This window comes from Pseudomonas sp. W2Aug9 (genome assembly GCF_023127755.1).
In the GTDB taxonomy this organism is placed as follows: Bacteria; Pseudomonadota; Gammaproteobacteria; order Pseudomonadales; family Pseudomonadaceae; genus Aquipseudomonas; species Aquipseudomonas synxantha_A.
The window spans coordinates 369848-390438 of sequence record NZ_SPKL01000037.1 but is presented as its reverse complement, the minus strand read 5'-3'; the positions used below and the strand labels follow the sequence as shown (position 1 = coordinate 390438).

General features: G+C 60.3%; 21 protein-coding genes. 11 read left to right on the top strand and 10 right to left on the bottom strand.

What is annotated here, in order from left to right:
• Window positions 1-58: 58 nt before the first annotated feature.
• Window positions 59-1057, bottom strand: a complete 999-nt coding sequence (locus E3O56_RS26325; protein ID WP_032879753.1) for an NAD-dependent epimerase/dehydratase family protein — start codon at window positions 1055-1057, stop codon at window positions 59-61.
• A 52-nt stretch (window positions 1058-1109) separates the two neighbouring features.
• Window positions 1110-2003 (bottom strand): LysR family transcriptional regulator ArgP, encoded by an 894-nt coding sequence (locus E3O56_RS26320; protein WP_248129195.1) that lies wholly within the window; start codon window positions 2001-2003, stop codon window positions 1110-1112.
• Window positions 2004-2103: 100 nt separating this feature from the next.
• On the opposite strand from E3O56_RS26320, the gene E3O56_RS26315 reads away from it, so the two are divergent.
• The 6 genes from E3O56_RS26315 (at window position 2104) to E3O56_RS26290 (ending at window position 9249) form a co-directional block, all read left to right on the top strand.
• Entirely contained in the window at window positions 2104-2703 is a 600-nt protein-coding gene (locus E3O56_RS26315; RefSeq protein ID WP_103734744.1) for a LysE/ArgO family amino acid transporter, read from the top strand.
• Window positions 2704-2881: 178 nt separating this feature from the next.
• A complete protein-coding gene (locus tag E3O56_RS26310; protein ID WP_003212997.1) occupies window positions 2882-3478 on the top strand; it encodes a Fe-Mn family superoxide dismutase in 597 nt (198 codons plus the stop codon).
• Between the two features lie 150 nt (window positions 3479-3628).
• Window positions 3629-3838 carry a hypothetical protein gene (locus tag E3O56_RS26305; RefSeq protein WP_146097885.1) on the top strand — a complete coding sequence of 70 codons (210 nt, stop codon included), beginning with the start codon at window positions 3629-3631 and terminating at the stop codon, window positions 3836-3838.
• 229 nt (window positions 3839-4067) lie between these two features.
• A complete protein-coding gene (locus E3O56_RS26300; protein ID WP_248129194.1) occupies window positions 4068-6119 on the top strand; it encodes a GGDEF domain-containing phosphodiesterase in 2052 nt (683 codons plus the stop codon).
• Window positions 6120-6245: 126 nt separating this feature from the next.
• Window positions 6246-7574 (top strand): imelysin family protein, encoded by a 1329-nt coding sequence (locus tag E3O56_RS26295; RefSeq protein ID WP_078822164.1) that lies wholly within the window; start codon window positions 6246-6248, stop codon window positions 7572-7574.
• A gap of 220 nt (window positions 7575-7794) precedes the next feature.
• Window positions 7795-9249 (top strand): TrkH family potassium uptake protein, encoded by a 1455-nt coding sequence (locus E3O56_RS26290; protein WP_032879741.1) that lies wholly within the window; start codon window positions 7795-7797, stop codon window positions 9247-9249.
• Here E3O56_RS26290 and E3O56_RS26285 read toward each other — a convergent pair.
• Window positions 9206-10264 carry an AraC family transcriptional regulator gene (locus E3O56_RS26285; protein ID WP_032879739.1) on the bottom strand — a complete coding sequence of 353 codons (1059 nt, stop codon included), beginning with the start codon at window positions 10262-10264 and terminating at the stop codon, window positions 9206-9208. The genes E3O56_RS26290 and E3O56_RS26285 overlap by 44 nt on opposite strands.
• Before the next feature lie 161 nt (window positions 10265-10425).
• Here E3O56_RS26285 and E3O56_RS26280 point away from each other — a divergent pair, with 161 nt between their 5' ends.
• From E3O56_RS26280 to E3O56_RS26270, 3 genes are all read left to right on the top strand, one after another.
• Window positions 10426-10737 carry a DUF962 domain-containing protein gene (locus tag E3O56_RS26280; RefSeq protein WP_005790802.1) on the top strand — a complete coding sequence of 104 codons (312 nt, stop codon included), beginning with the start codon at window positions 10426-10428 and terminating at the stop codon, window positions 10735-10737.
• Between the two features lie 360 nt (window positions 10738-11097).
• Window positions 11098-11280: a hypothetical protein gene (locus E3O56_RS26275; protein ID WP_032879737.1), complete on the top strand. Its 183-nt coding sequence runs from the start codon at window positions 11098-11100 to the stop codon at window positions 11278-11280.
• Between the two features lie 103 nt (window positions 11281-11383).
• Window positions 11384-12580 carry an MFS transporter gene (locus tag E3O56_RS26270; RefSeq protein WP_248129193.1) on the top strand — a complete coding sequence of 399 codons (1197 nt, stop codon included), beginning with the start codon at window positions 11384-11386 and terminating at the stop codon, window positions 12578-12580.
• On the opposite strand, the gene arfB is transcribed toward E3O56_RS26270, so the two are convergent.
• Entirely contained in the window at window positions 12577-12990 is a 414-nt protein-coding gene (arfB, locus tag E3O56_RS26265; protein ID WP_003193787.1) for an alternative ribosome rescue aminoacyl-tRNA hydrolase ArfB, read from the bottom strand. The genes E3O56_RS26270 and arfB overlap by 4 nt on opposite strands.
• Before the next feature lie 109 nt (window positions 12991-13099).
• Window positions 13100-14518, bottom strand: a complete 1419-nt coding sequence (locus tag E3O56_RS26260; RefSeq protein WP_122733632.1) for an amino acid permease — start codon at window positions 14516-14518, stop codon at window positions 13100-13102.
• Window positions 14519-15165: 647 nt separating this feature from the next.
• Here E3O56_RS26260 and E3O56_RS26255 point away from each other — a divergent pair.
• Both E3O56_RS26255 and E3O56_RS26250 read left to right on the top strand, forming a co-directional pair.
• The gene (locus E3O56_RS26255; protein WP_003237751.1) at window positions 15166-15303 is read left to right on the top strand and encodes a hypothetical protein; all 138 of its coding nucleotides are present in this window, start codon (window positions 15166-15168) and stop codon (window positions 15301-15303) included.
• 73 nt (window positions 15304-15376) lie between these two features.
• Window positions 15377-16336: a hypothetical protein gene (locus E3O56_RS26250; protein WP_032879733.1), complete on the top strand. Its 960-nt coding sequence runs from the start codon at window positions 15377-15379 to the stop codon at window positions 16334-16336.
• Between the two features lie 191 nt (window positions 16337-16527).
• Here E3O56_RS26250 and rluB read toward each other — a convergent pair whose 3' ends face one another.
• The 5 genes from rluB to E3O56_RS26225 form a co-directional block, all read right to left on the bottom strand.
• Entirely contained in the window at window positions 16528-17748 is a 1221-nt protein-coding gene (gene rluB / locus E3O56_RS26245) for a 23S rRNA pseudouridine(2605) synthase RluB (protein ID WP_005790814.1), read from the bottom strand.
• Window positions 17749-17892: 144 nt separating this feature from the next.
• Window positions 17893-18084 carry a DUF1289 domain-containing protein gene (locus E3O56_RS26240; RefSeq protein WP_032879732.1) on the bottom strand — a complete coding sequence of 64 codons (192 nt, stop codon included), beginning with the start codon at window positions 18082-18084 and terminating at the stop codon, window positions 17893-17895.
• Window positions 18085-18213: 129 nt separating this feature from the next.
• Complete coding sequence (gene scpB, locus E3O56_RS26235) at window positions 18214-19128, bottom strand: SMC-Scp complex subunit ScpB (RefSeq protein WP_032879731.1); 915 nt, start codon at window positions 19126-19128, stop codon at window positions 18214-18216.
• A gap of 12 nt (window positions 19129-19140) precedes the next feature.
• Window positions 19141-19839, bottom strand: a complete 699-nt coding sequence (locus tag E3O56_RS26230; RefSeq protein WP_164365898.1) for a ScpA family protein — start codon at window positions 19837-19839, stop codon at window positions 19141-19143.
• 120 nt (window positions 19840-19959) lie between these two features.
• A complete protein-coding gene (locus E3O56_RS26225) occupies window positions 19960-20589 on the bottom strand; it encodes an L-threonylcarbamoyladenylate synthase (protein ID WP_003193796.1) in 630 nt (209 codons plus the stop codon).
• Window positions 20590-20591: the final 2 nt, after the last annotated feature.

Genomic DNA, 20591 nt, shown 5'->3' with positions numbered 1-20591 from the left:
ACGCATAGGTCGACACGGTCCGGCGAATTCGGTTCCCGATGTGTTGCTGGTTATGAACTTACTTGAGGCCCGGATCCTGGGCTTTCCACCAACTGCAGAACTCATCGAGCGCGGCCCACAGGGTGACCTTGGGGTCGTAGTCCAGATAATGCCTGGCACGGCTGATGTCGAGGGTGAAATCTTTGTTCATCACCTGCATGCCCAAACGCGATAACGAAGGCTCCGGCCGCCCCGGCCACATCGCACAGAACGCCTCATTCAAGGCCGCCACGCTGTAGGACAAACCGTAAGACCGATAACGGGTCACTTGGGGCAGCTCCATTTGCCGCATCACATAATTGACCACATCCCATATAGGCACCGGTGCGCCGTTACTGATGTTGTACGCCTTGCCCAGCGCCGAGCCGGGTGCGAGCAGGCTGCTGAGCAGCGCTTCATTGAGGTTGTGCACGCTGGTGAAGTCGACCTTGTTCAGGCCGTCGCCGACAATGGCCAGGCGGTTCTTGCGCTGCATCTTCAACAGCCGCGGGAAGATGCTCATGTCGCCGGCACCGGTGACAAAACGCGGGCGCAACGCCAACACCTCAAGACCGAACTCCTGGGCACCGAAGACCTTCTGCTCGGCCAGGTATTTGGTGGCGGCATAAGGATGCTTGAAACGTTTGGGCACCTGCTCTTCGGTGATGCCTGAATGGTCGCGGCCGTCGAAGTAGATCGACGGCGACGACAGGTGCACCAGGCGCCCCACGCGCTGCTTGAGGCAGGCTTCGACCACATTTTCAGTCACCAGCACATTGCCTTGGTGAAAGTCCTGATACTTGCCCCACAACCCGACGGCGCCGGCGCAATGCACCACGGCTTCAACGTCGCGGCACAGGTCACGCACCAGGTCGGCATCATTCAAGTCACCCTGGATAAACTCGGCACCGCGCCGGACCAGGTGTTCGACACCCTCGGCGCGTCGCCCGTTGACCCGCACATCCAGGCCCTGTTCAAGGGCAAAACGCGCAAAGCGCCCGCCGATGAAGCCGCTTGCGCCGGTGACCAGAATTTTCATGTAGTACTCCGTGTTCTTTCGTTTTTCATCGCTGTGGCCTTGACGCCCACCATCACTTCAACGGCACCAACCAGTGGCCACAAACCTGGGCCAGATGGTCGGTCAACAAGCCCAACAGTTGCCCGCCACTGCGCCAATGATGCCAGTACAGCGGCACATCGATGGGCTTATCTGGCAATAACTCCACCAATACGCCGGTTTCCATCTGGTCGCGCACCTGTAACTCGGGCACCAGGCCCCACCCAAGACCGGCTTCCGTCAGGCGAATAAAACCTTCGGACGACGGGCATAGATGGTGCTCAAAACCTCCGTTCACCCCGAGGGAAGCCAGGTAACGGTGTTGCAGGAAATCATCCGGGCCGAACACCAGCGCCGGCGTGCGCGCCAATTGATCGGCGCGCACGCCCGCCGGAAAATGCCGGGCAATAAACGCCGGGCTGGCCAGCGCCCGATAACGCATGGCGCCCAGTAACAGGCTGCGAGCGCCAGCCACCGGGCGCTCGCTGGCACAGATACAGGCCGCAACCTCACCGGCGCGCATACGCTTGAGGCCCACGGTCTGGTCTTCGACCACCAGATCCAGCAGCAAGTGCTGTTCGGCGCAGAAGTCGCTGATGGCCTCGGCCCACCATGTGGCCAGGCTGTCGGCATTCAGGGCGATGCGCAAGCGCTCGGGCATACCCTCCTCGTCCAGCGCCGGCACCTGGCTTTGCAGGTCACGCTCCAGCAAACGCACCTGTTGCACATGGTTGAGCAGGCGTCGGCCGATGGCGGTCGGGGTTGGGGGCGAGGCCCGTACCAGCACCGGCTGCCCGATACGCGCCTCCAGCAGCTTGATGCGCTGGGAGATCGCCGACTGCGACAGCCCCAGCACCTGGGCACCGCGCTCGAAGCCGGCTTGTTCCACCACCGCCGCCAGGGCGGAAAGCAACTTATAGTCGAACATCAGTTTTCCTAATGAGCGATCAGCAATATTGGTTTTTCTTATACAGGTCCGACCCGCACCATAGCCAGCATCGTTTAAGCATCAACAAGGATCCTTCAGTATGTGGCAGAGCTATATGAACGGCTTGCTGGTGGCCCTCGGGCTGATCATGGCAATCGGCACCCAGAACGCGTTCGTCCTCGCGCAAAGCCTGCGCCGCGAGCATCACTTGCCCGTCGCGGCCTTGTGCGTGATCTGCGATGCGCTGCTGGTGGCCGCCGGGGTGTTCGGCCTGGCCACCGTGCTGGCCCAGAGCCCGATACTGCTTGCGGTGGCACGCTGGGGCGGCGCGGCGTTCCTGCTGTGGTATGGCGCATGTGCGCTGCGCCGGGCCTGTTCGAAACAGAGCCTGGATCAGGATGCCAGTCTCAAGACCCGCTCATTGCGCGCGGTCCTGTTGAGCGCGCTGGCGGTGACCCTGCTAAATCCCCATGTGTACCTGGACACCGTGCTGCTGATCGGTTCCCTGGGCGCGCAACAAACGCAGCCGGGGGCTTACGTGGCCGGTGCCGCCAGCGCTTCGTTCCTGTGGTTCACCACCCTGGCACTCGGCGCGGCGTGGCTGGCACCCTGGCTCGCACGCCCGGCCACCTGGCGCCTGCTGGACTTGCTGGTGGCGGTGATGATGTTCTCGGTGGCCTACCAATTGATCAGCGCCTGACCAATAGTTGAAAACGCGCTGGAACCTCTATCCCACACAGTTGTTGCGTGGTTATGCCGCACCCCCGGTGCTATGATCGGACCCCTGCGCCGCAAAGAGTACAAACTCCCCGGCGCATGTTTGGCCGCCCGTGATCGGCCTTGCGCTCACCGCAACTGACCTGATTAGGAGAATCATCATGGCTTTCGAATTGCCGCCGCTGCCCTACGCACACGATGCCCTGCAGCCGCACATCTCCAAGGAAACCTTGGAATACCACCACGACAAGCACCACAACACCTATGTCGTGAACCTGAACAACCTGGTGCCTGGCACCGAGTTCGAAGGCAAGACCCTGGAAGAAATCGTCAAGTCTTCCTCGGGCGGCATCTTCAACAACGCCGCTCAGGTCTGGAACCACACCTTCTACTGGAACTGCCTGGCGCCAAACGCCGGCGGCCAACCAACCGGCGCACTGGCTGAGGCCATCAACGCCGCGTTCGGTTCGTTCGACAAGTTCAAGGAAGAGTTCACCAAGACGTCCGTCGGCACCTTCGGTTCCGGTTGGGGCTGGCTGGTGAAAAAGGCTGACGGTTCCCTGGCCCTGGCCAGCACCATCGGCGCCGGCAACCCGCTGACCAGCGGCGACACCCCGCTGCTGACCTGCGACGTATGGGAACACGCCTACTACATCGACTACCGCAACGTGCGTCCAAAGTATGTGGAAGCGTTCTGGAACCTGGTCAACTGGAAGTTCGTGGCTGAGCAGTTCGAAGGCAAGACCTTCACTGCCTAAGCAGCGCGTTCAGTAAAAAGAGCCCGGCGATTGCCGGGCTTTTTTGTGCTCGCCAGGCAGACCGCCCAGAAATAGCGGAACTCAACAGTAACAATTCACCACACAAACGCCAGGAGGAATAAACCTCCTAAACCAATGTGGAGAATGACGATGGATCCTATTTCGATGGCAGCAGGGGTTATGGGTGCAATCCCAATGGTGGCGGGTATTGCTGATAAAGGGATGGATCTGGCAAACGGCGCAATGGGCGCGGGACACAAAGTCCTGGACATGGCAAACAAAGTCCTGGACATGGTCGGTGAAGGCGCCAGGATCGGTGGGGAACAGCCAAAGCCTCAGGGTCAGATCAATTTTTCTTAAATCGTCACCCACTCGAAGGCGGATCTCCTCCGCCTTCTCTCCTGCCGAGCGTGCAGCCCCTAGCCTTTCCTGTTTACGACAAGCCCGAATATCCGCGGGCGCCCACCTGCGTTTATCCAGCTCAAACCTCAATTGAGCTCAGCCCCCAATGTCCCTTTGACTGCCATCCTCAGATTGCCAATACTCATGGCATATTGACGGCCACCCGCATGAGACAAGGAATGCCCCTTTGAAGCTGGAACTCAAAAACAGCTTGTCGGTGAAGTTGCTACGGGTTGTGCTGCTGTCGGCCTTGATCGTCGGCGTGGCGTTGAGCGTGGCGCAGATTGTTTTTGATGCCTACAAGACGCGCCAGGCTGTGGCTGGCGATGCGCAACGTATCCTCGACATGTTTCGCGACCCCTCGACCCAGGCCGTCTACAGCCTGGACCGCGAGATGGGTATGCAAGTGATCGAAGGGTTGTTCCAGGACGACGCCGTGCGCATGGCCTCCATCGGTCATCCCAACGAGACCATGCTGGCGGAAAAAAGCCGCGCGTTACAGCAATCCCCCAGCCGCTGGTTGACCGACCTGATTCTTGGCCAGGAACGCTCCTTTACCACCGCATTGGTCGGCAAAGGCCCCTACAGCGAATATTACGGCGACCTCAGTATCACCCTGGATACCGCCACCTATGGCAGAGGTTTTCTGGTCAGCTCGGTCATCATCTTTATCTCGGGCGTATTGCGCGCCCTGGCCATGGGGCTGGTGCTGTACCTGGTGTATCACTGGATGCTGACCAAACCGCTTTCACGGATTATCCAGCACCTGACATCGATCAACCCGGACCGCCCCAGCGCACACAAGATCCCTCAGCTCAAGGGCCACGAACGCAACGAACTGGGGCAGTGGATAAACACCGCCAACCAGTTGCTCGAGTCCATCGAGCGCAATACCCACCTGCGCCACGAGGCCGAATCCAGCCTGTTGCGCATGGCCCAATATGACTTCCTGACCGGCCTGCCCAACCGCCAGAAGCTGCAGGAACAGCTGGACAAGATCCTCACTGACGCCGGCCGCAGGCAGCGCCGGGTGGCGGTCTTGTGCGTTGGGCTGGATGATTTCAAGAGCGTCAACGAACAATTCACCTACCAGGCCGGCGACAAACTGCTACTGGCCCTGGCCGATCGCCTGCGCGCCCACAGCGGACGCCTCGGCACGCTTGCCCGCTTGGGAGGCGACCAGTTCGCCCTGGTGCAGGCCGATATCGACCAGCCTTACGAAGCCGCCGAACTGGCGCAAAGCATTTTGGATGACCTGGAGGCGGAGTTCGCACTTGAGCATGACCTGATCAGGCTGCGTGCCACCATCGGCATCACGCTGTTCCCTGAAGATGGCGACAGCACCGAGAAGTTGCTGCAAAAAGCCGAGCAGACCATGACCCTGGCCAAGAGCCGCTCGCGCAACCGCTATCAGTTCTACATCGCCAGCGTCGACAGCGAAATGCGCCGGCGCCGCGAATTGGAAAAGGACCTGCGCGATGCGCTGAGCCGCGACCAGTTCCACCTGGTGTACCAGCCGCAAATCAGCTACCGCGACCATCGCGTAGTCGGCGTAGAGGCCCTGTTGCGCTGGCAACACCCGGAACACGGCCTGGTACCGCCGGATCTGTTTATTCCGCTGGCGGAACAGAACGGCACCATCATCCCGATCGGCGAATGGGTGCTGGACCAGGCGTGCCGGCAACTGCGCGAATGGCATGATCAGGGCTTCACCACGCTGCGCATCGCCGTCAACCTGTCCACCGTGCAACTGCATCACACCGATTTGCCGCGGGTGGTCAACAACCTGATGCAGATCTATCGCTTGCCGCCCCGCAGCCTGGAACTGGAAGTGACCGAGACCGGCCTGATGGAAGACATCAGCACCGCCGCCCAGCACCTGCTGAGCCTGCGTCGCTCCGGGGCGCTGATCGCCATTGATGACTTCGGCACCGGTTATTCATCCCTGAGCTACCTGAAAAGCTTGCCGCTGGACAAGATCAAGATCGACAAAAGCTTCGTCCAGGACCTGCAGGATGATGACGATGACGCAACGATCGTGCGCGCCATTATCCAACTGGGCAAAAGCCTGGGTATGCAGGTGATTGCCGAAGGCGTGGAGACCGCCGAACAAGAGGCGTACATCATCTCCGAAGGCTGCCATGAGGGTCAGGGTTATCACTACAGCAAACCGCTGCAGGCGCGGGAGCTGGCGGCTTATTTGAAGCAGTCCGAGCGTAATAACGCGGTGAGTCTGTGAATTAACCAACCAATACCAAATATTTCCCGCGTATAAGCCTTTACACAAAATGCAAATCTTTCGCATTATGTCGCAGCTTTTGCGCTCCCCGCGCGCCCTATTCACACTCGAAGCAGGATGTTCGCCATGATTCGTATGCCCCTGGCCACCGCCAGTCTGCTGGCCATTGCCATTTCTCTCGCCGGTTGTGGCGAAGGTAAAGACAAGGCCGCCGCGCCTCAAGCACCCGCCGCCGCCAGCACAACCGCACCGGCTGCCGGCCAGGTCGACGAAGCAGCCGCCAAGGCGGTTGTCGCGCACTACGCAGACATGGTGTTTGCGGTATACAGCGATGCCGAATCCACCGCAAAAACCCTGCAGACAGCGGTCGACACCTTCCTCGCCAACCCGAACGACGAAACCCTGAAAGCGGCCCGTACCGCCTGGATCGCCGCGCGCGTCCCGTACCTGCAAAGTGAAGTGTTCCGCTTCGGCAACACCATCATCGACGACTGGGAAGGCCAAGTGAACGCCTGGCCCCTGGACGAAGGCTTGATCGACTACGTCGACAAGTCCTACGAGCACGCCCTGGGTAACCCGGGCGCCAACGCCAACATCATTGCCAACAGCGAGATCCAGGTCGGCGAAGACAAGATCGACGTCAAGGAAATCACCCCGGAAAAACTCGCCAGCCTCAATGAGCTGGGCGGTTCCGAGGCGAACGTTGCCACCGGCTACCACGCCATCGAATTCCTGCTCTGGGGCCAGGACCTCAACGGCACCGGCCCAGGCGCGGGCAACCGTCCGGCCTCTGACTACCTGACGGGTGACGGTGCCACCGGCGGTCACAATGAGCGCCGCCGCACTTACCTGCGCGCAGTGACTCAACTGCTGGTCAGCGACCTGGAAGAAATGGTCGGCAACTGGAAACCCAACGTCGAAGACAACTACCGCGCCACCCTGGAGTCGGATCCGGCTACCGACGGCCTGCGTAAAATGCTGTTCGGCATGGGCAGCCTGTCTTTGGGCGAGCTGGCCGGCGAGCGCATGAAGGTGTCCCTGGAAGCCAATTCGCCGGAAGACGAACATGATTGCTTCAGCGATAACACCCACAACTCGCAGTTCTACGACGCCAAGGGCATCCGCAACGTTTATCTGGGTGAATACACCCGCGTTGACGGCACCAAGCTGACCGGCGCCAGCCTGTCGTCCCTGGTGGCCAAGGCCGATCCGGCTGCCGATGCCGCCCTCAAGGCGGACCTGGCGGCAACCGAAGCGAAGATCCAGGTCATGGTCGACCGCGCCAACGCCGGCGAGCACTACGACCAGTTGATCGCCGCAGGCAACGACAAGGGCAACCAGATCGTACGCGACGCGATTGCCGCCCTGGTCAAGCAGACCGGTTCGATCGAGGCCGCTGCCGGCAAGCTGGGCATCAGTGACCTGAACCCGGACAGCGCTGATCACGAGTTCTGATCCCTGCGGTACTGAAAAAGGCGACCTTGTGGGAGGGGCGGTGCGACGGTTCGACTTGCTCCCGATAGCGGTGGATCAGCAGATACATTCTGCGCTGATCAGCTGCTATCGGGAGCAAGTCCCTCCCACATTTTGCTCCGGGTAACCTCAAGCACTCTGGTTTACATGCCCAGCACCGTCGGTAGAATGGCGCCTCTGCCCAATCACCCGAGCGAACTTCATGGCGTTGCCGACCCTACGTATCATCGGTTTCATCATCGGCATCTTCCTGATCACCCTTGCCGTCGCCATGGTCATCCCGATGGCCACCCTGGTGATCTTCGAACGCACCAGCGACCTGCCCTCATTCCTGTGGGCCAGCCTGATCACCTTTATCGCCGGGTTGGCCCTGGTCATCCCCGGTCGCCCGGAGCATGTGCACTTGCGCCCCCGGGACATGTACCTGCTGACCGTCAGCAGTTGGGTGGTGGTGTGCATCTTCGCCGCCCTGCCCTTTTTGCTGACCCAGCACATCAGCTACACCGACTCGTTCTTTGAAAGCATGTCCGGCATCACCGCCACCGGCTCCACCGTGCTGAGCGGCCTGGACAGCATGTCGCCGGGCATCCTGATGTGGCGTTCGCTGCTGCACTGGCTCGGCGGTATCGGCTTTATCGGCATGGCGGTGGCGATCCTGCCGCTGCTGCGTATTGGTGGTATGCGCCTGTTCCAGACCGAATCCTCGGACCGCTCGGAAAAGGTCATGCCCCGCTCGCACATGGTGGCGCGGCTGATCGTGGCCGCGTATGTGGGCATCACAATCCTCGGCAGCCTGGCATTCTGGTGGGCCGGAATGGGTTTGTTCGATGCGATCAACCACGCAATGTCGGCGATTTCCACCGGCGGGTTCTCCACCTCGGATGAGTCCCTCGCGCACTGGAAACAACCGGCCGTGCACTGGGTCGCGGTGGTGGTGATGATCCTCGGCAGCTTGCCGTTCGCCCTGTATGTGGCCACGTTGCGCGGCAACCGTCGAGCGCTGATCAAGGACCAGCAGGTGCAAGGCTTGCTCGGCCTATTGCTCGTGACCTGGCTGGTGCTCGGCACCTGGTACTGGTGGACCACCGACCTGCATTGGCTCGATGCCTTGCGCCATGTGGCGCTGAATGTGACTTCGGTAATGACGACCACCGGATTTGCACTGGGGGACTACAGCCTGTGGGGCAACTTCTCACTGATGCTGTTCTTTTACCTGGGCTTTATCGGCGGCTGCTCGGGCTCCACGGCCGGCGGCATCAAGATCTTCCGTTTCCAGGTCGCCTATATCCTGCTCAAGGCCAACTTGAACCAGTTGATCCACCCACGTGCGGTGATCAAGCAAAAGTACAACGGTCATCGCCTCGACGAAGAAATTGTGCGGTCGATCCTGACCTTTTCATTTTTCTTTGCCATTACCATCTGCACCATCGCCCTGGCCTTGTCACTGCTGGGCGTGGACTGGATGACCGCGCTGACCGGTGCCGCCAGCACCGTGTCCGGCGTCGGCCCGGGCCTGGGTGAAACCATCGGCCCGGCCGGCAACTTCGCCACCCTGCCGGATGCAGCCAAGTGGATTCTGTCGCTGGGCATGCTGCTGGGTCGACTGGAGATCATTACCGTGTTTGTGCTGTGTATTCCGGCATTTTGGCGCCACTGACCGACGACATTTCCTGCAGCCGTGCCCGGTACTCGCCGGGCGTGGCATTGAACCAGCGGCGAAACGCGCGGAAGAAGTTGCTCGGGTCGGCGAACCCCAGCAGGTAGGCAATTTCCAGCAAGGTCATGTTTGGCTGCGCCAGGTATTGCTCGGCCAGCTCGCGGCGGGTGTCATCGAGCAAGGCCTGGAAACTGGTGCCCTCCTCCTGCAAACGTCTTTGCAAGGTACGTTGGGACAGATGCAGTGTCTGGGCCACCGCTTCGCGCTTGGGCTCCCCCTGGGGCAGCAGGCGGCACAACACCTGTCGCGCGTTGTGGGTGACGCGACTTTCAGAGAAACGCGCCAGGTACTCACCGGCAAAACGATCATGCAATAGCGCCATGGCCTCGTTGGCCGTGGGCAGCGGTGCATCCATGTCGGCTTGCTCGAAGATCAGCGCGTCATAGGGCGCATTGAATTGCAGCGGCGCATGGAAGGCCTGTTTGTACGGCGCCAGGTCCGCTGGTTGATCGCCTTGCAGCAGCACTTTGCGCGGTTGCAGGGTGCGCCCGGTAAGCCAGCCGCACAGCGCCAGCGCACTGGCCAGCGAGGCTTCGGCGCTTTGCCGGGTCGGCGGCAGATGATCGCCATGCACTGTCAGAATCAACGCATAGCCTTCGGGTAAGAGTCGGAAGCTCAAGTCGGCGCTTTCGGCGATGATGCGCTGGTAGCGCACCAATCGCATAAAGCCTTCAGCCAGAGTGTTGCTGGACATCAGTGCATAACCGGCAACATGGAACGAGGCCGGCCGCACCACCTTGCCCATGTTCAAGCCAATCGCCGGGTTGCCTGACACCTCCACCGCCCGCTGCCACAGGCGGGTCATGGAATCCTGGGGAAAACGCGCGTCCGGGTCACTGAGGGCGGCATAGTCCAGGCCCAGTTGCTTGAACAACGCACGGCAATCCAGGCCGTCCATTTCCAACGCCTTGACTATCCCCATCGCCCAGCTTGCAGAAGTTGTTCGTTCGCTCATGGCGTCTTCTTATTGAAAGCAGGCTCAAACGGCAGCCAGGAAGCCAAGGATACTAAAGTGGCATCTATTGTCACTGGCTGATACCACTGATCACTCTAGACTCAAATAAGCTCCCCGCCGAACACCTGTTGGGCGGCACAACAACCAGAGGGCCGGCCACCGTGGAAAACACCAGGAAATTCAACAGCTTTGCCGAGTTTTACCCGTACTACCTGAGCGAACATGGCAACAGCACCTGCCGGCGCTTGCATTTCATCGGCACCACCCTGGTGATCGGTATCCTCGCGTACGCCATAGGCCGGGGGTCACTGCTCCTGTTGCTGGCCTTGCCAATCGCTGGCTACACCTTTGCCTGGATTGGCCACTTCTTTTTCGAAAAGAACCGTCCGGCGACCTTTCAGCACCCGTTCTATAGCTTGCTGGGGGATTTCGTGATGTACCGCGACATGATCCTGGGCAAGGTACCGTTCTAGGGGGCGTTCTCATGTCACTTGCGTCGCAAGTATTAAAAATTGTGCGTCCGCCGAGATAAAAGTCTTTTTGTCATTTACGGTGCTGTATCCTGCCAAGGCTTTTTGAGAGCGCGCAATCACCTGCGATTGAAAACAGACCTTGCGAGGAGCGACGACGATGCACGAGATACCTAATCTCCCCTTCCCAAGCCTGCACCCAACCGAGCAGCCAACACCGCAGCAGGCCAGCAACAAGCAGCCTGCGACCAAAGAAGCAAAACCAGTCGACAGCAAACGCCAAGACTGACGCCGTACCAGACCGTGTGGAAAGCGCACCTTTGAGCGCTTTCCACACTGCCTGAATCATTCGAGACGCTCATCATGACCACAACCCTTCCCGATACGCCGGATGCCGCCGTGCTCGACGCTGCCTTGCAGATGGTCGAAGTCTGGAACCGCCTCAGTGCAGACAAGCAAGCCGCACTGCTCAAGCGCTTCGGCACCCAGGAAAATGCCCTGGCAGCCCTGGTGACGACTCAATTGCTGGCTCCCGCCCAAGCCTGATGCATCTTTGCTCCGAGGTTTTACATTTTTGCCGCCCTGCCCGGCCTGCGCGCCGGTATCATTAGCAGCCTATCTTTACCTGCTGCGACAGTGGACCTCTCCCATGCCAGATACCCAGCGACCCATGGCCGTCACGCTGCAAGTCGTCTCCATCGTGCTGTTTACCTTTATCGGCTACCTGAATATCGGCATCCCCCTGGCTGTATTGCCGGGCTATGTGCATAGCCAATTGGGCTATGGCGCCGTGATCGCCGGGCTGGTCATCAGTGTGCAATACCTGGCGACCCTGTTGAGCCGCCCCTATGCCGGCAAGATTATCGACAACCTGGGCAGCAAGCGCGCCGTGCTGATTGGCCTGGTGGGCTGCGGTTCAAGTGGCCTGTTCATGTTGCTGGCGGCGTGGTTTTCCAGCCTGCCGGCAGTGAGCCTGGGCAGCCTGTTGATCGGTCGACTGGTGCTGGGCAGCGCCGAAAGCCTGGTGGGTTCAGGCGCGATCGGCTGGGGCATCGGCCGCGTTGGCGCGGCGAACACCGCCAAAGTCATCTCCTGGAACGGTATCGCCAGCTACGGCGCGCTGGCGGTCGGCGCACCATTGGGGGTGCTGTTGGTCAGCCGGTTCGGGCTGTGGAGCATGGGCGTGAGCATCATTCTGCTCGCCGTGCTGGGCGTGTTGTTGGCCTGGAAAAAACAAGCCGCGCCGATTGTACCCGGCGTACGTCTGCCGTTCATGAATGTGCTGGGCCGCGTGTTGCCACACGGTTGCGCGCTGGCGCTGGGCTCCATCGGCTTTGGCACCATCGCCACCTTTATCACCCTGTATTACACCACCCAGCACTGGGATAACGCGGTGTGGGCCTTGAGCCTGTTCGGCGCCAGTTTTATCGGCGCACGCTTGCTGTTTGGCAATTTGATCAACCGCATTGGCGGCTTTCGCGTCGCGATTGCCTGCCTGTCGGTGGAAGTCCTCGGCCTGCTGTTGCTGTGGCTGGCGCCGGATGCCCAACTGGCGCTGGCTGGCGCGGCGTTGAGCGGCTTCGGCTTTTCTCTGGTATTTCCGGCGCTGGGCGTGGAGGCGGTCAACCTGGTGCCCGCCTCCAGCCGTGGCTCGGCGGTAGGCGCCTATTCGCTGTTTATCGACTTGTCCCTGGGCATCACCGGGCCACTGGCGGGCGCCGTGGCAGCAGGTTTCGGCTTTGCATCGATCTTCCTGTTCGCCGCCCTCGCCGCCGCCGCCGGTTTGCTGCTGAGTCTGTACCTGTACCGCCAGGCACCCAAGGCCCGGGAAACGCGCGATGCCTAGAAGTCGACCTTGCCTCGCCCGGCCTTGATGCTGCCGCGCTTGGTCTTGGACTCCAGGCGGCGCTTCTTGGACCCCAGGGTGGGCTTGGTCGGACGGCGCTTTTTCTCGACCTTGGTGGCGCTCTGGATCAACTCCACCAGGCGCTCCAACGCATCGGCACGATTCTGCTCCTGGGTACGGTATTGCTGGGCCTTGAGCACCAGCACACCTTCGCTGGTAATACGGCTGTCGCGCAGCGCCAGTAGGCGCTCCTTGTAGAACTCCGGCAAGGACGAGGCAGGAATGTCAAAACGCAGGTGCACTGCGCTCGACACCTTGTTGACGTTCTGACCACCGGCACCCTGGGCGCGAATGGCGGTCAGCTCGATCTCGGCATCGGGCAGCTGTACGTTATTGGAAATCACCAGCATGAGTAACACGGTCCTCCGGAAGAAGCCCTAGGATACGCGAATGCACCTTGGCCATCCCCTCAAACAACAAACCCGGCACAAGGCCGGGTCTGCTTAACAACATTGACGCTTACTTCACCGCGGGGACCGCCATATCCATGGACTGCTGCGCCCGCTTGTTCTTGATCCAGTAACACACCCCCATGAACGCCACCCACACCGGGATCGCGTACACCGAGCGGTCAATGCCCGGAATCATCAACATGGTGCCCAGGATAAACACCACGAACGCCACGCAGATAATGTTGCCATACGGATACCACAGCGCCTTGAACAGCGGCACCTGGCCGGTGCGGTTCATGTGCTGGCGGAACTTGAAGTGCGAGAAGCTGATCATCGCCCAGTTGATCACCAGCGTGGCCACCACCAGCGACATCAGCAGTTCCAGCGCGTTATGGGGCATCAGGTAGTTCATCAGCACCGCCACCAGGGTTATCGCCGCCGAGGCCAGGATCGACCGCACCGGCACGCCACGCTTGTCGATCTTCGCCAGGGCCTTGGGCGCGTCGCCCTGCTCGGCCATGCCCAGCAACATACGGCTATTGCAGTAGGTGCCGCTGTTGTACACCGACAGCGCTGCCGTCAGCACCACGAAGTTGAGAATATGCGCGGCGGTATTACTTCCCAGCATCGAGAACACCTGCACGAACGGGCTGCCACTGTAGGCATCGCCGGAGGCGTTGAGGGTCGCCAGCAGGCTGTCCCACGGCGTCAGCGACAACAGCACCACCAGGGCGCCGATGTAGAAAATCAGGATACGGTAGATCACCTGATTGATCGCCTTGGGGATCACGGTGCGTGGTTGATCGGCTTCGGCGGCGGTAAAACCGAGCATTTCCAGGCCGCCGAACGAGAACATGATGATCGCCATGGCCATCACCAACCCGCCAACACCATGGGGGAAAAACCCGCCGTGGTCCCACAGGTTGCTCACCGAGGCTTGCGGGCCGCCGCTGCCACTGACCAGCAGGTAGCTGCCCAAGGCAATCATGCCGACAATTGCCACCACCTTGATGATGGCAAACCAGAACTCGGCTTCACCGAAGACCTTGACGTTGGCCAGGTTGATCACGTTGATCAGTACGAAGAAGGCCGCCGCAGACACCCAGGTCGGGATCTCCGGCCACCAGTAGTGCACGTATTTGCCGACAGCGGTCAGCTCCGACATGCCCACCAGAATGTAAAGAATCCAGCAGTTCCAGCCCGACAGAAAGCCGGCGAAACCGCCCCAGTATTTGTGGGCAAAATGGCTGAACGAACCGGCTACCGGCTCCTCGACGATCATTTCGCCAAGCTGGCGCATGATCATGAAGGCGATAAAGCCGCAGATGGCATAGCCCAGGATCATCGACGGGCCGGCGGATTTGAGCACCCCGGCCGAGCCCAGGAACAGACCGGTGCCGATGGCGCCACCGAGGGCGATCAACTGGATATGCCGATTTTTCAGGCCGCGTTTCAGCTCGCCTGAAGAGGAATGGGTTCCACTCATGAAAGGGTCTCACGCAAGGTTTGAGGATATGAATGCAGGTTGCTGCCTTGAATTACCAACTCAAGCAGCGCCGTTCAAACCCCAGCGCAGGCACCAGGAGTACAGCGTCTTTCTAATGGTCATACGTCACCTGTTTGTTTTTATCTGTGACGAAATCGAACCCGTCCGGCTCGTGGCCAGGCGGAATGATCAGGGGGATCGAACCCTGAGGTCTTGGCCTTTTGCGTGGGTACGCAAGGGGGGTCACAGTAAAACGCGGCGCATTGTACACCGCTCGACAGCTTCGGCACGCCCCAACAGAGTGCACGCGACAAACTGTCAGCCAATCCTTACAGCTACAGGTCGCCCAAGACTCCCGGGGCAAATTCGTAAACTTATCGTTACAATGCGGAAACACTGCGTTACAGCCAGGTTTTATGGACAGCCAACGGAAAATTGTCAGTGGGGATTTTCTGAATAAACGGTTCAGCCAATACGCTGTTTTTTCTGAATAAAAAATAGCTCGCCAAAAACAGAAGAAAAAATCCAAATGAAACCGTGTCAATATTTTTTTTGCATTTTGAAACACTCTCTTCTAGGTTCTTTCCACTTGCCCACGAAGCCCGCGGGCAAGCCGTTCTCAATCAACGTCCTCTAGGAGATGCACCATGCAAGCACTGGAAAAAGACCTGGAAACCGAACTGCAACTCGACGATTGGTTTGAAGCGCCGACCCATGAGGCCGCCGTTGAAATGATGCAAGCCGATGCCGTTGTGCCTTTCGGCACCGCGATGTGGCCTTTCTAATACCCGGCAGGCATCCGGCAGGTGCTGTGCACGGCACCTGCCCCCTTACCCAAGGCACAGAAGGACACCCGTCATGGACAAGGCCCGCGCCGTCGAACACTTTCTCTACTACCTCGCACACCACCCAGCCCTCAGCGGCCTGAGTCGCCCCACCGTGCTGCTGGGCCATACCGAACGCTACGACGCCATCGCCCAGGCAATCACCCACGGCAGCGCCGCCCGCTTCAACTTCCAGTTGCAACGCCTGGACCTGGCTCCCAGCGAAGCCCTGGTGCAAGCCATCGAAGACTGTGACCTGTACCTGTTTCTCTACGACTCCTCCACCCTGCCCAACCCACGCGCCGAAGGCCCGGACTTTATCCGCGCCCTGCACGGCGTGATGGCCGAGCACTGGAAGAAATCCCTGCTATTCAAGGATTATGGTGATTACTTCTACGACACCTTCAGCGTCGAGCCACAGCGTATTGCCGACCTTAACGCCACGCTGATCCGACGCATGTCCCAGGCCAATGTACTGAGCTTTACCGACAAGCACGGTTCACGTCTTGAAGCGCCGATGAGCAGCATCAAGAAGTGGACCAATATCAACGGCGTCGGCAACCACGACCTGGCCCCCGGCGAAATCGCCACCCACAGTGAAGCCATCAACGGCCAGGTGCGGTTTGTCGGTACCTTCCTCAGCACTATTCCGTTTGCGCGCAAATACGGCGTGCTGCAATCACCGCTGGAATTGTGGATCGAGAACTCGACCATTTGCAGCGTGGCCAGCGACGTGCCGGGGCTGGCGGATGATTTCAACAAGTACCTGAATGCCAACCCGTCCAACCGTCGGGTGGAGGAGCTGGGGATTGGCACCAACGAAGGGGTCAAGGATCTGTATGCGCGCAATGCCGGGTTCGAGGAGCGCCATTGCGGGCTGCACCTGGGCCTGGGCGGCGGGCAGAAAGGCAGTCATCACTTGGATTTGATCTTTGCCAGTGGGGTGTTGGCGCTGGATGACAAGCCAGTGTTTGATGGCTCCTTTGCCTTTTAAAAGATCATCAGACGTGTAGATATCCCTGTGGGAGCCGGGCTTGCCCGCGATAGCGGTGGGTCAGTTAGCACAAAGGTGACTGGCTCACCGCTATCGCAGGCAAGCCAGCTCCCACAGTTGATTGCATTTCAAATTCAGATCAAAAAAAACGCCAACCCTAGGGTTGGCGTTTTTATGCAGCGCTTAACGCATCACTGCGGCTTCTTGCGACCAAAACCAGGACGCTGACCCGAACCTGCCGGGGCGCCACGGCGCTTGCCAGATGGTTCATCAGCTACCAGTTTCGGGCCAGGGCGCTTGTTCGCCGCTGGCTTGGCTGGACGCTTGGTACTGGCATTGTCGGCCGGGCGATCGGCTTCACCACGGTTGCTGCGACCGCCGCTTGGCGCTTCGCCACGGGCCGGGCGCGGTGTGCGTGGTGCACGATCACCTTCCTGGCGGGACGGTGCGGTTGGGCGACGCTCACCTTCGATCTGCGGCTCGCGAGAAATACGACCGCCGGTTGCCGGTGCATTCAGCGCCGGGCGCAGGGTGCGAGCCACGCGCTCGGTACGCGCAACAGGGCGCGACGATTTACGCTGCATACGCTCAAGCTTGTCTTTGCTCTTGGCGTTCATCTGCGGCATGGCGACCGGCGTCAGGCCAACTTCGGCGCTGAGGATGTCGACTTCGTACTGGCTCATTTCGCGCCAGCGGCCCATCGGCAGGTCGGAGTTCAGGAACACCGGGCCGAAACGCACGCGCTTGAGGCGGCTGACCACCAGCCCCTGGGATTCCCACAGGCGACGCACTTCACGGTTACGCCCTTCCATCACCACGCAGTGGTACCAGTGGTTGAAACCTTCGCCGCCTGGCGCCTGCTTGATGTCGGTGAACTTGGCCGGGCCGTCTTCCAGCACCACGCCGGCCTTGAGGCGTTCGATCATCTCGTCATCGACTTCACCGCGTACACGCACGGCGTATTCACGATCCATCTCGTAGGACGGGTGCATCAGGCGGTTGGCCAGTTCGCCGTCAGTGGTGAACATCAGCAAGCCGGTGGTGTTGATGTCCAGACGACCGATGTTGATCCAGCGGCCTTCCTTGGGCTTGGGCATCTTGTCGAACACGGTCGGACGGCCTTCCGGGTCGTCACGGGTGCAGATTTCGCCATCGGGCTTGTTGTACATGATCACGCGGCGCACCGATTCGGCGGCCTCTTCACGCTTGATGACCTTGCCATCAATGGTGATTGCATCGTGCAGGTCGACGCGCTGGCCGAGGGTAGCCTCGACGCCGTTGACCTTGATGCGCTTCTGGGTAATCCAGGCTTCGACGTCGCGGCGCGAGCCCACGCCGATACGCGCCAGCACTTTTTGCAGCTTTTCGCCTGCTGGGCCGATTTCCTGGTCTTTCTGGTCTTGGTCATTCATCGTAAGCACCTCCCGGTGGGTCGATTCAGGCGTGGCCTGAGGGGTCTTGAAAGCGGGGCCTTGGCCGAATAGGTCGGCAAGGGGTCGCGAATCATACGCGCATGGCGCGTGTTGCGCATCACAGACTAGTCGATAACGCCCAAGTCATTTGCTTTTCCGCCGACCGGTGGCACCCAGCGCCAGCAATCGCAGCTCGGCTTCAGCCAGCACCGTGCGCTTGTCGACTTTGTCGAGCTTCTTCCAGGCGCGGATTTCGCGCTTGCTGCGGCCACAACCGACGCAGATGTCGTCGGCGAACTTGCAGATGCTGATGCACGGGTCTTTGGTGGAACTCATGTTTTCTCCCAGACAGTGGAGATCCAATGTGGGAGGGGGCTTGCTCCCGATAGCAGTGGATCAGTTGATGCATCTGCTGCCTGACACTCCGCTATCGGGAGCAAGCCCCCTCCCACAGTTTTTATTGCGTCAGTCTTCGAGTTGGCGGCGTTCGTTTTCGATGGCTTCGGCCAGCGCCCGGGCTTCGTCTTCTTCGTCGCTGAGCGGCGGCTGTTCCAGGGCGGCGACGGCGGCCAGCAGTTTTTCCCGGGCATCGGCGACGCCGAGGATGTCTTCTTCGACTTCGGGCTCGGGTTCAACGTTCACCTCGGTCTGCGGCTCGTCGGCAGCATCACGCAAGAGGTCGTCAAAATCAGTCTTGATCCCTTGCTCCATATCATCGAGCTCCAACAGCAGCGTATGGAAGCTGGTTTCGTCCTTGGGCTCCTCCGGCTCGGCGCTGGCATCGGCCAGTTCCTGCAGGCTTTGCGGCACCGGCGCATCGTCGAAGTCGAGCACCGGCTCGGCCTCCATTTCGCGCAGTTCAGCCAGGGGCGGCAGGTCGTCGAGGTTCTTCAGGTTGAAATGATCGAGGAACACCTTGGTGGTGGCGAACATCGCCGGTTTGCCGGGCACGTCGCGGTAACCCACGATGCGGATCCACTCGCGCTCCAGCAGGGTCTTGACGATATGGCTGTTGACCGCCACACCACGCACGTCCTCGATTTCGCCACGGGTAATCGGCTGGCGATAGGCGATCAGCGCCATGGTTTCCAGCATTGCCCGCGAATAACGCTGCGGCCGCTCTTCCCACAAGCGCCCCACCCACGGCGAAAACTTCTCACGGATCTGCAGGCGATAACCCGACGCCACTTCGCGCAACTCAAAGGCACGGCCGTCGCAGGACTTGCGCAGGATCTCCAGCGCCTTCTTGAATACCGGCGGCTCCGGGCGTTCAGCTTCTTCAAAGAGTTCGAACAGGCGCTCCAGGGATTGCGGTTTACCCGAGGCCAGGAGAAAGGCCTCCAGCAAGGGTGCCAGTTCGCGGGGTTCAGTCAGATTCATCGATTCAGCTCGTTATTCGGCTCGCGCCCGCACGTGGATAGCCGCAAAAGGCTCATTCTGCACCAGCTCGACCAAGGATTCCTTGACCAGTTCGAGGATCGCCATAAAGGTCACCACCACACCTAGTCGGCCTTCTTCGGCGGTGAACAGCTCGACAAACGGCACAAACCCACCACCCTTGAGGCGCTCCAGCACATCACTCATGCGCTCGCGGGTAGACAGCGCTTCGCGGCTGACCTGGTGGCTTTCAAACATATCGCCACGGCGCAGCACCTCGGCCATGGACATCAGCAATTCTTCCAGGCTCACGTCCGGCAGCAATTTGCGCGCACGGGCCTCGGGTGCGTCGAGCTTGGGCACCACCACATCACGGCCCACGCGGCTCAGGCCGTCAATGCCTTCGGCGGCGGCCTTGAAGCGTTCGTACTCCTGCAAGCGGCGGATCAGTTCGGCGCGCGGGTCATCCTCTTCGGCTTCGACGGTCTCCGAACGCGGCAACAACATGCGCGACTTGATCTCGGCGAGCATGGCGGCCATCACCAGGTACTCGGCGGCCAGCTCCAGGCGCACCGACTGCATCAGCTCGACGTAGCCCATGTACTGACGGGTGATTTCTGCCACCGGGATGTCGAGGATATTGATGTTCTGCTTGCGAATCAGGTACAGCAGCAAGTCCAGCGGGCCTTCGAAGGCTTCCAGGAAGACCTCCAGGGCATCCGGTGGAATGTACAGGTCCAGGGGCATTTCCATGACCGCCTGGCCATAGACCATGGCGAACGGCAGTTCCTGCTGGGCGCCGGCCTGGGGATCAGCGGTTTCCACGGCCGACATTCAGGCCTCGACCATAAATGGCGCCGGATCGCCACAGCCCACACGCACCACTTCAGGCTCGCCGTCAGCCAGGTTGATCACCGTCGAGGCTTTGTTGCCGCCGTAGCCGCCATCGATGATCAGGTCGACATGCTTTTCCAGCAGGCGCCGCATTTCGTAAGGGTCGTACAACGGTTCGGTTTCACCGGGCAGGATCAACGACACGCTCATCAGCGGCTCACCCAGCTCGGCCAACAGCGCCAGGGCTATCGGGTGTTCCGGCACGCGCAGGCCGATGGTGCGCTTCTTGGGGTGCAATAACAGCCGCGGCACTTCGCGGGTGGCATTGAGAATGAAGGTATAAGGCCCCGGCGTATGGGCCTTGAGCAGGCGGAACGTACCGGTGTCGACCTTGGCGAACAGGCCCAGTTGAGACAAGTCGCTGCAAATCAGTGCGAAGTTGTGCTTGTCGTCCAGCTGGCGCAGGCGCCTTACACGCTCGACCGCGCCCTTGTCGCCGATCTGGCAACCGATGGCGTAGGACGAATCAGTTGGATAGATCACCACGCCGCCGGCTCGGATGATCTCCACGGCCTGTTTAATCAGGCGCGCCTGAGGGTTTTCCGGATGAATCTGGAAGAATTGACTCACGT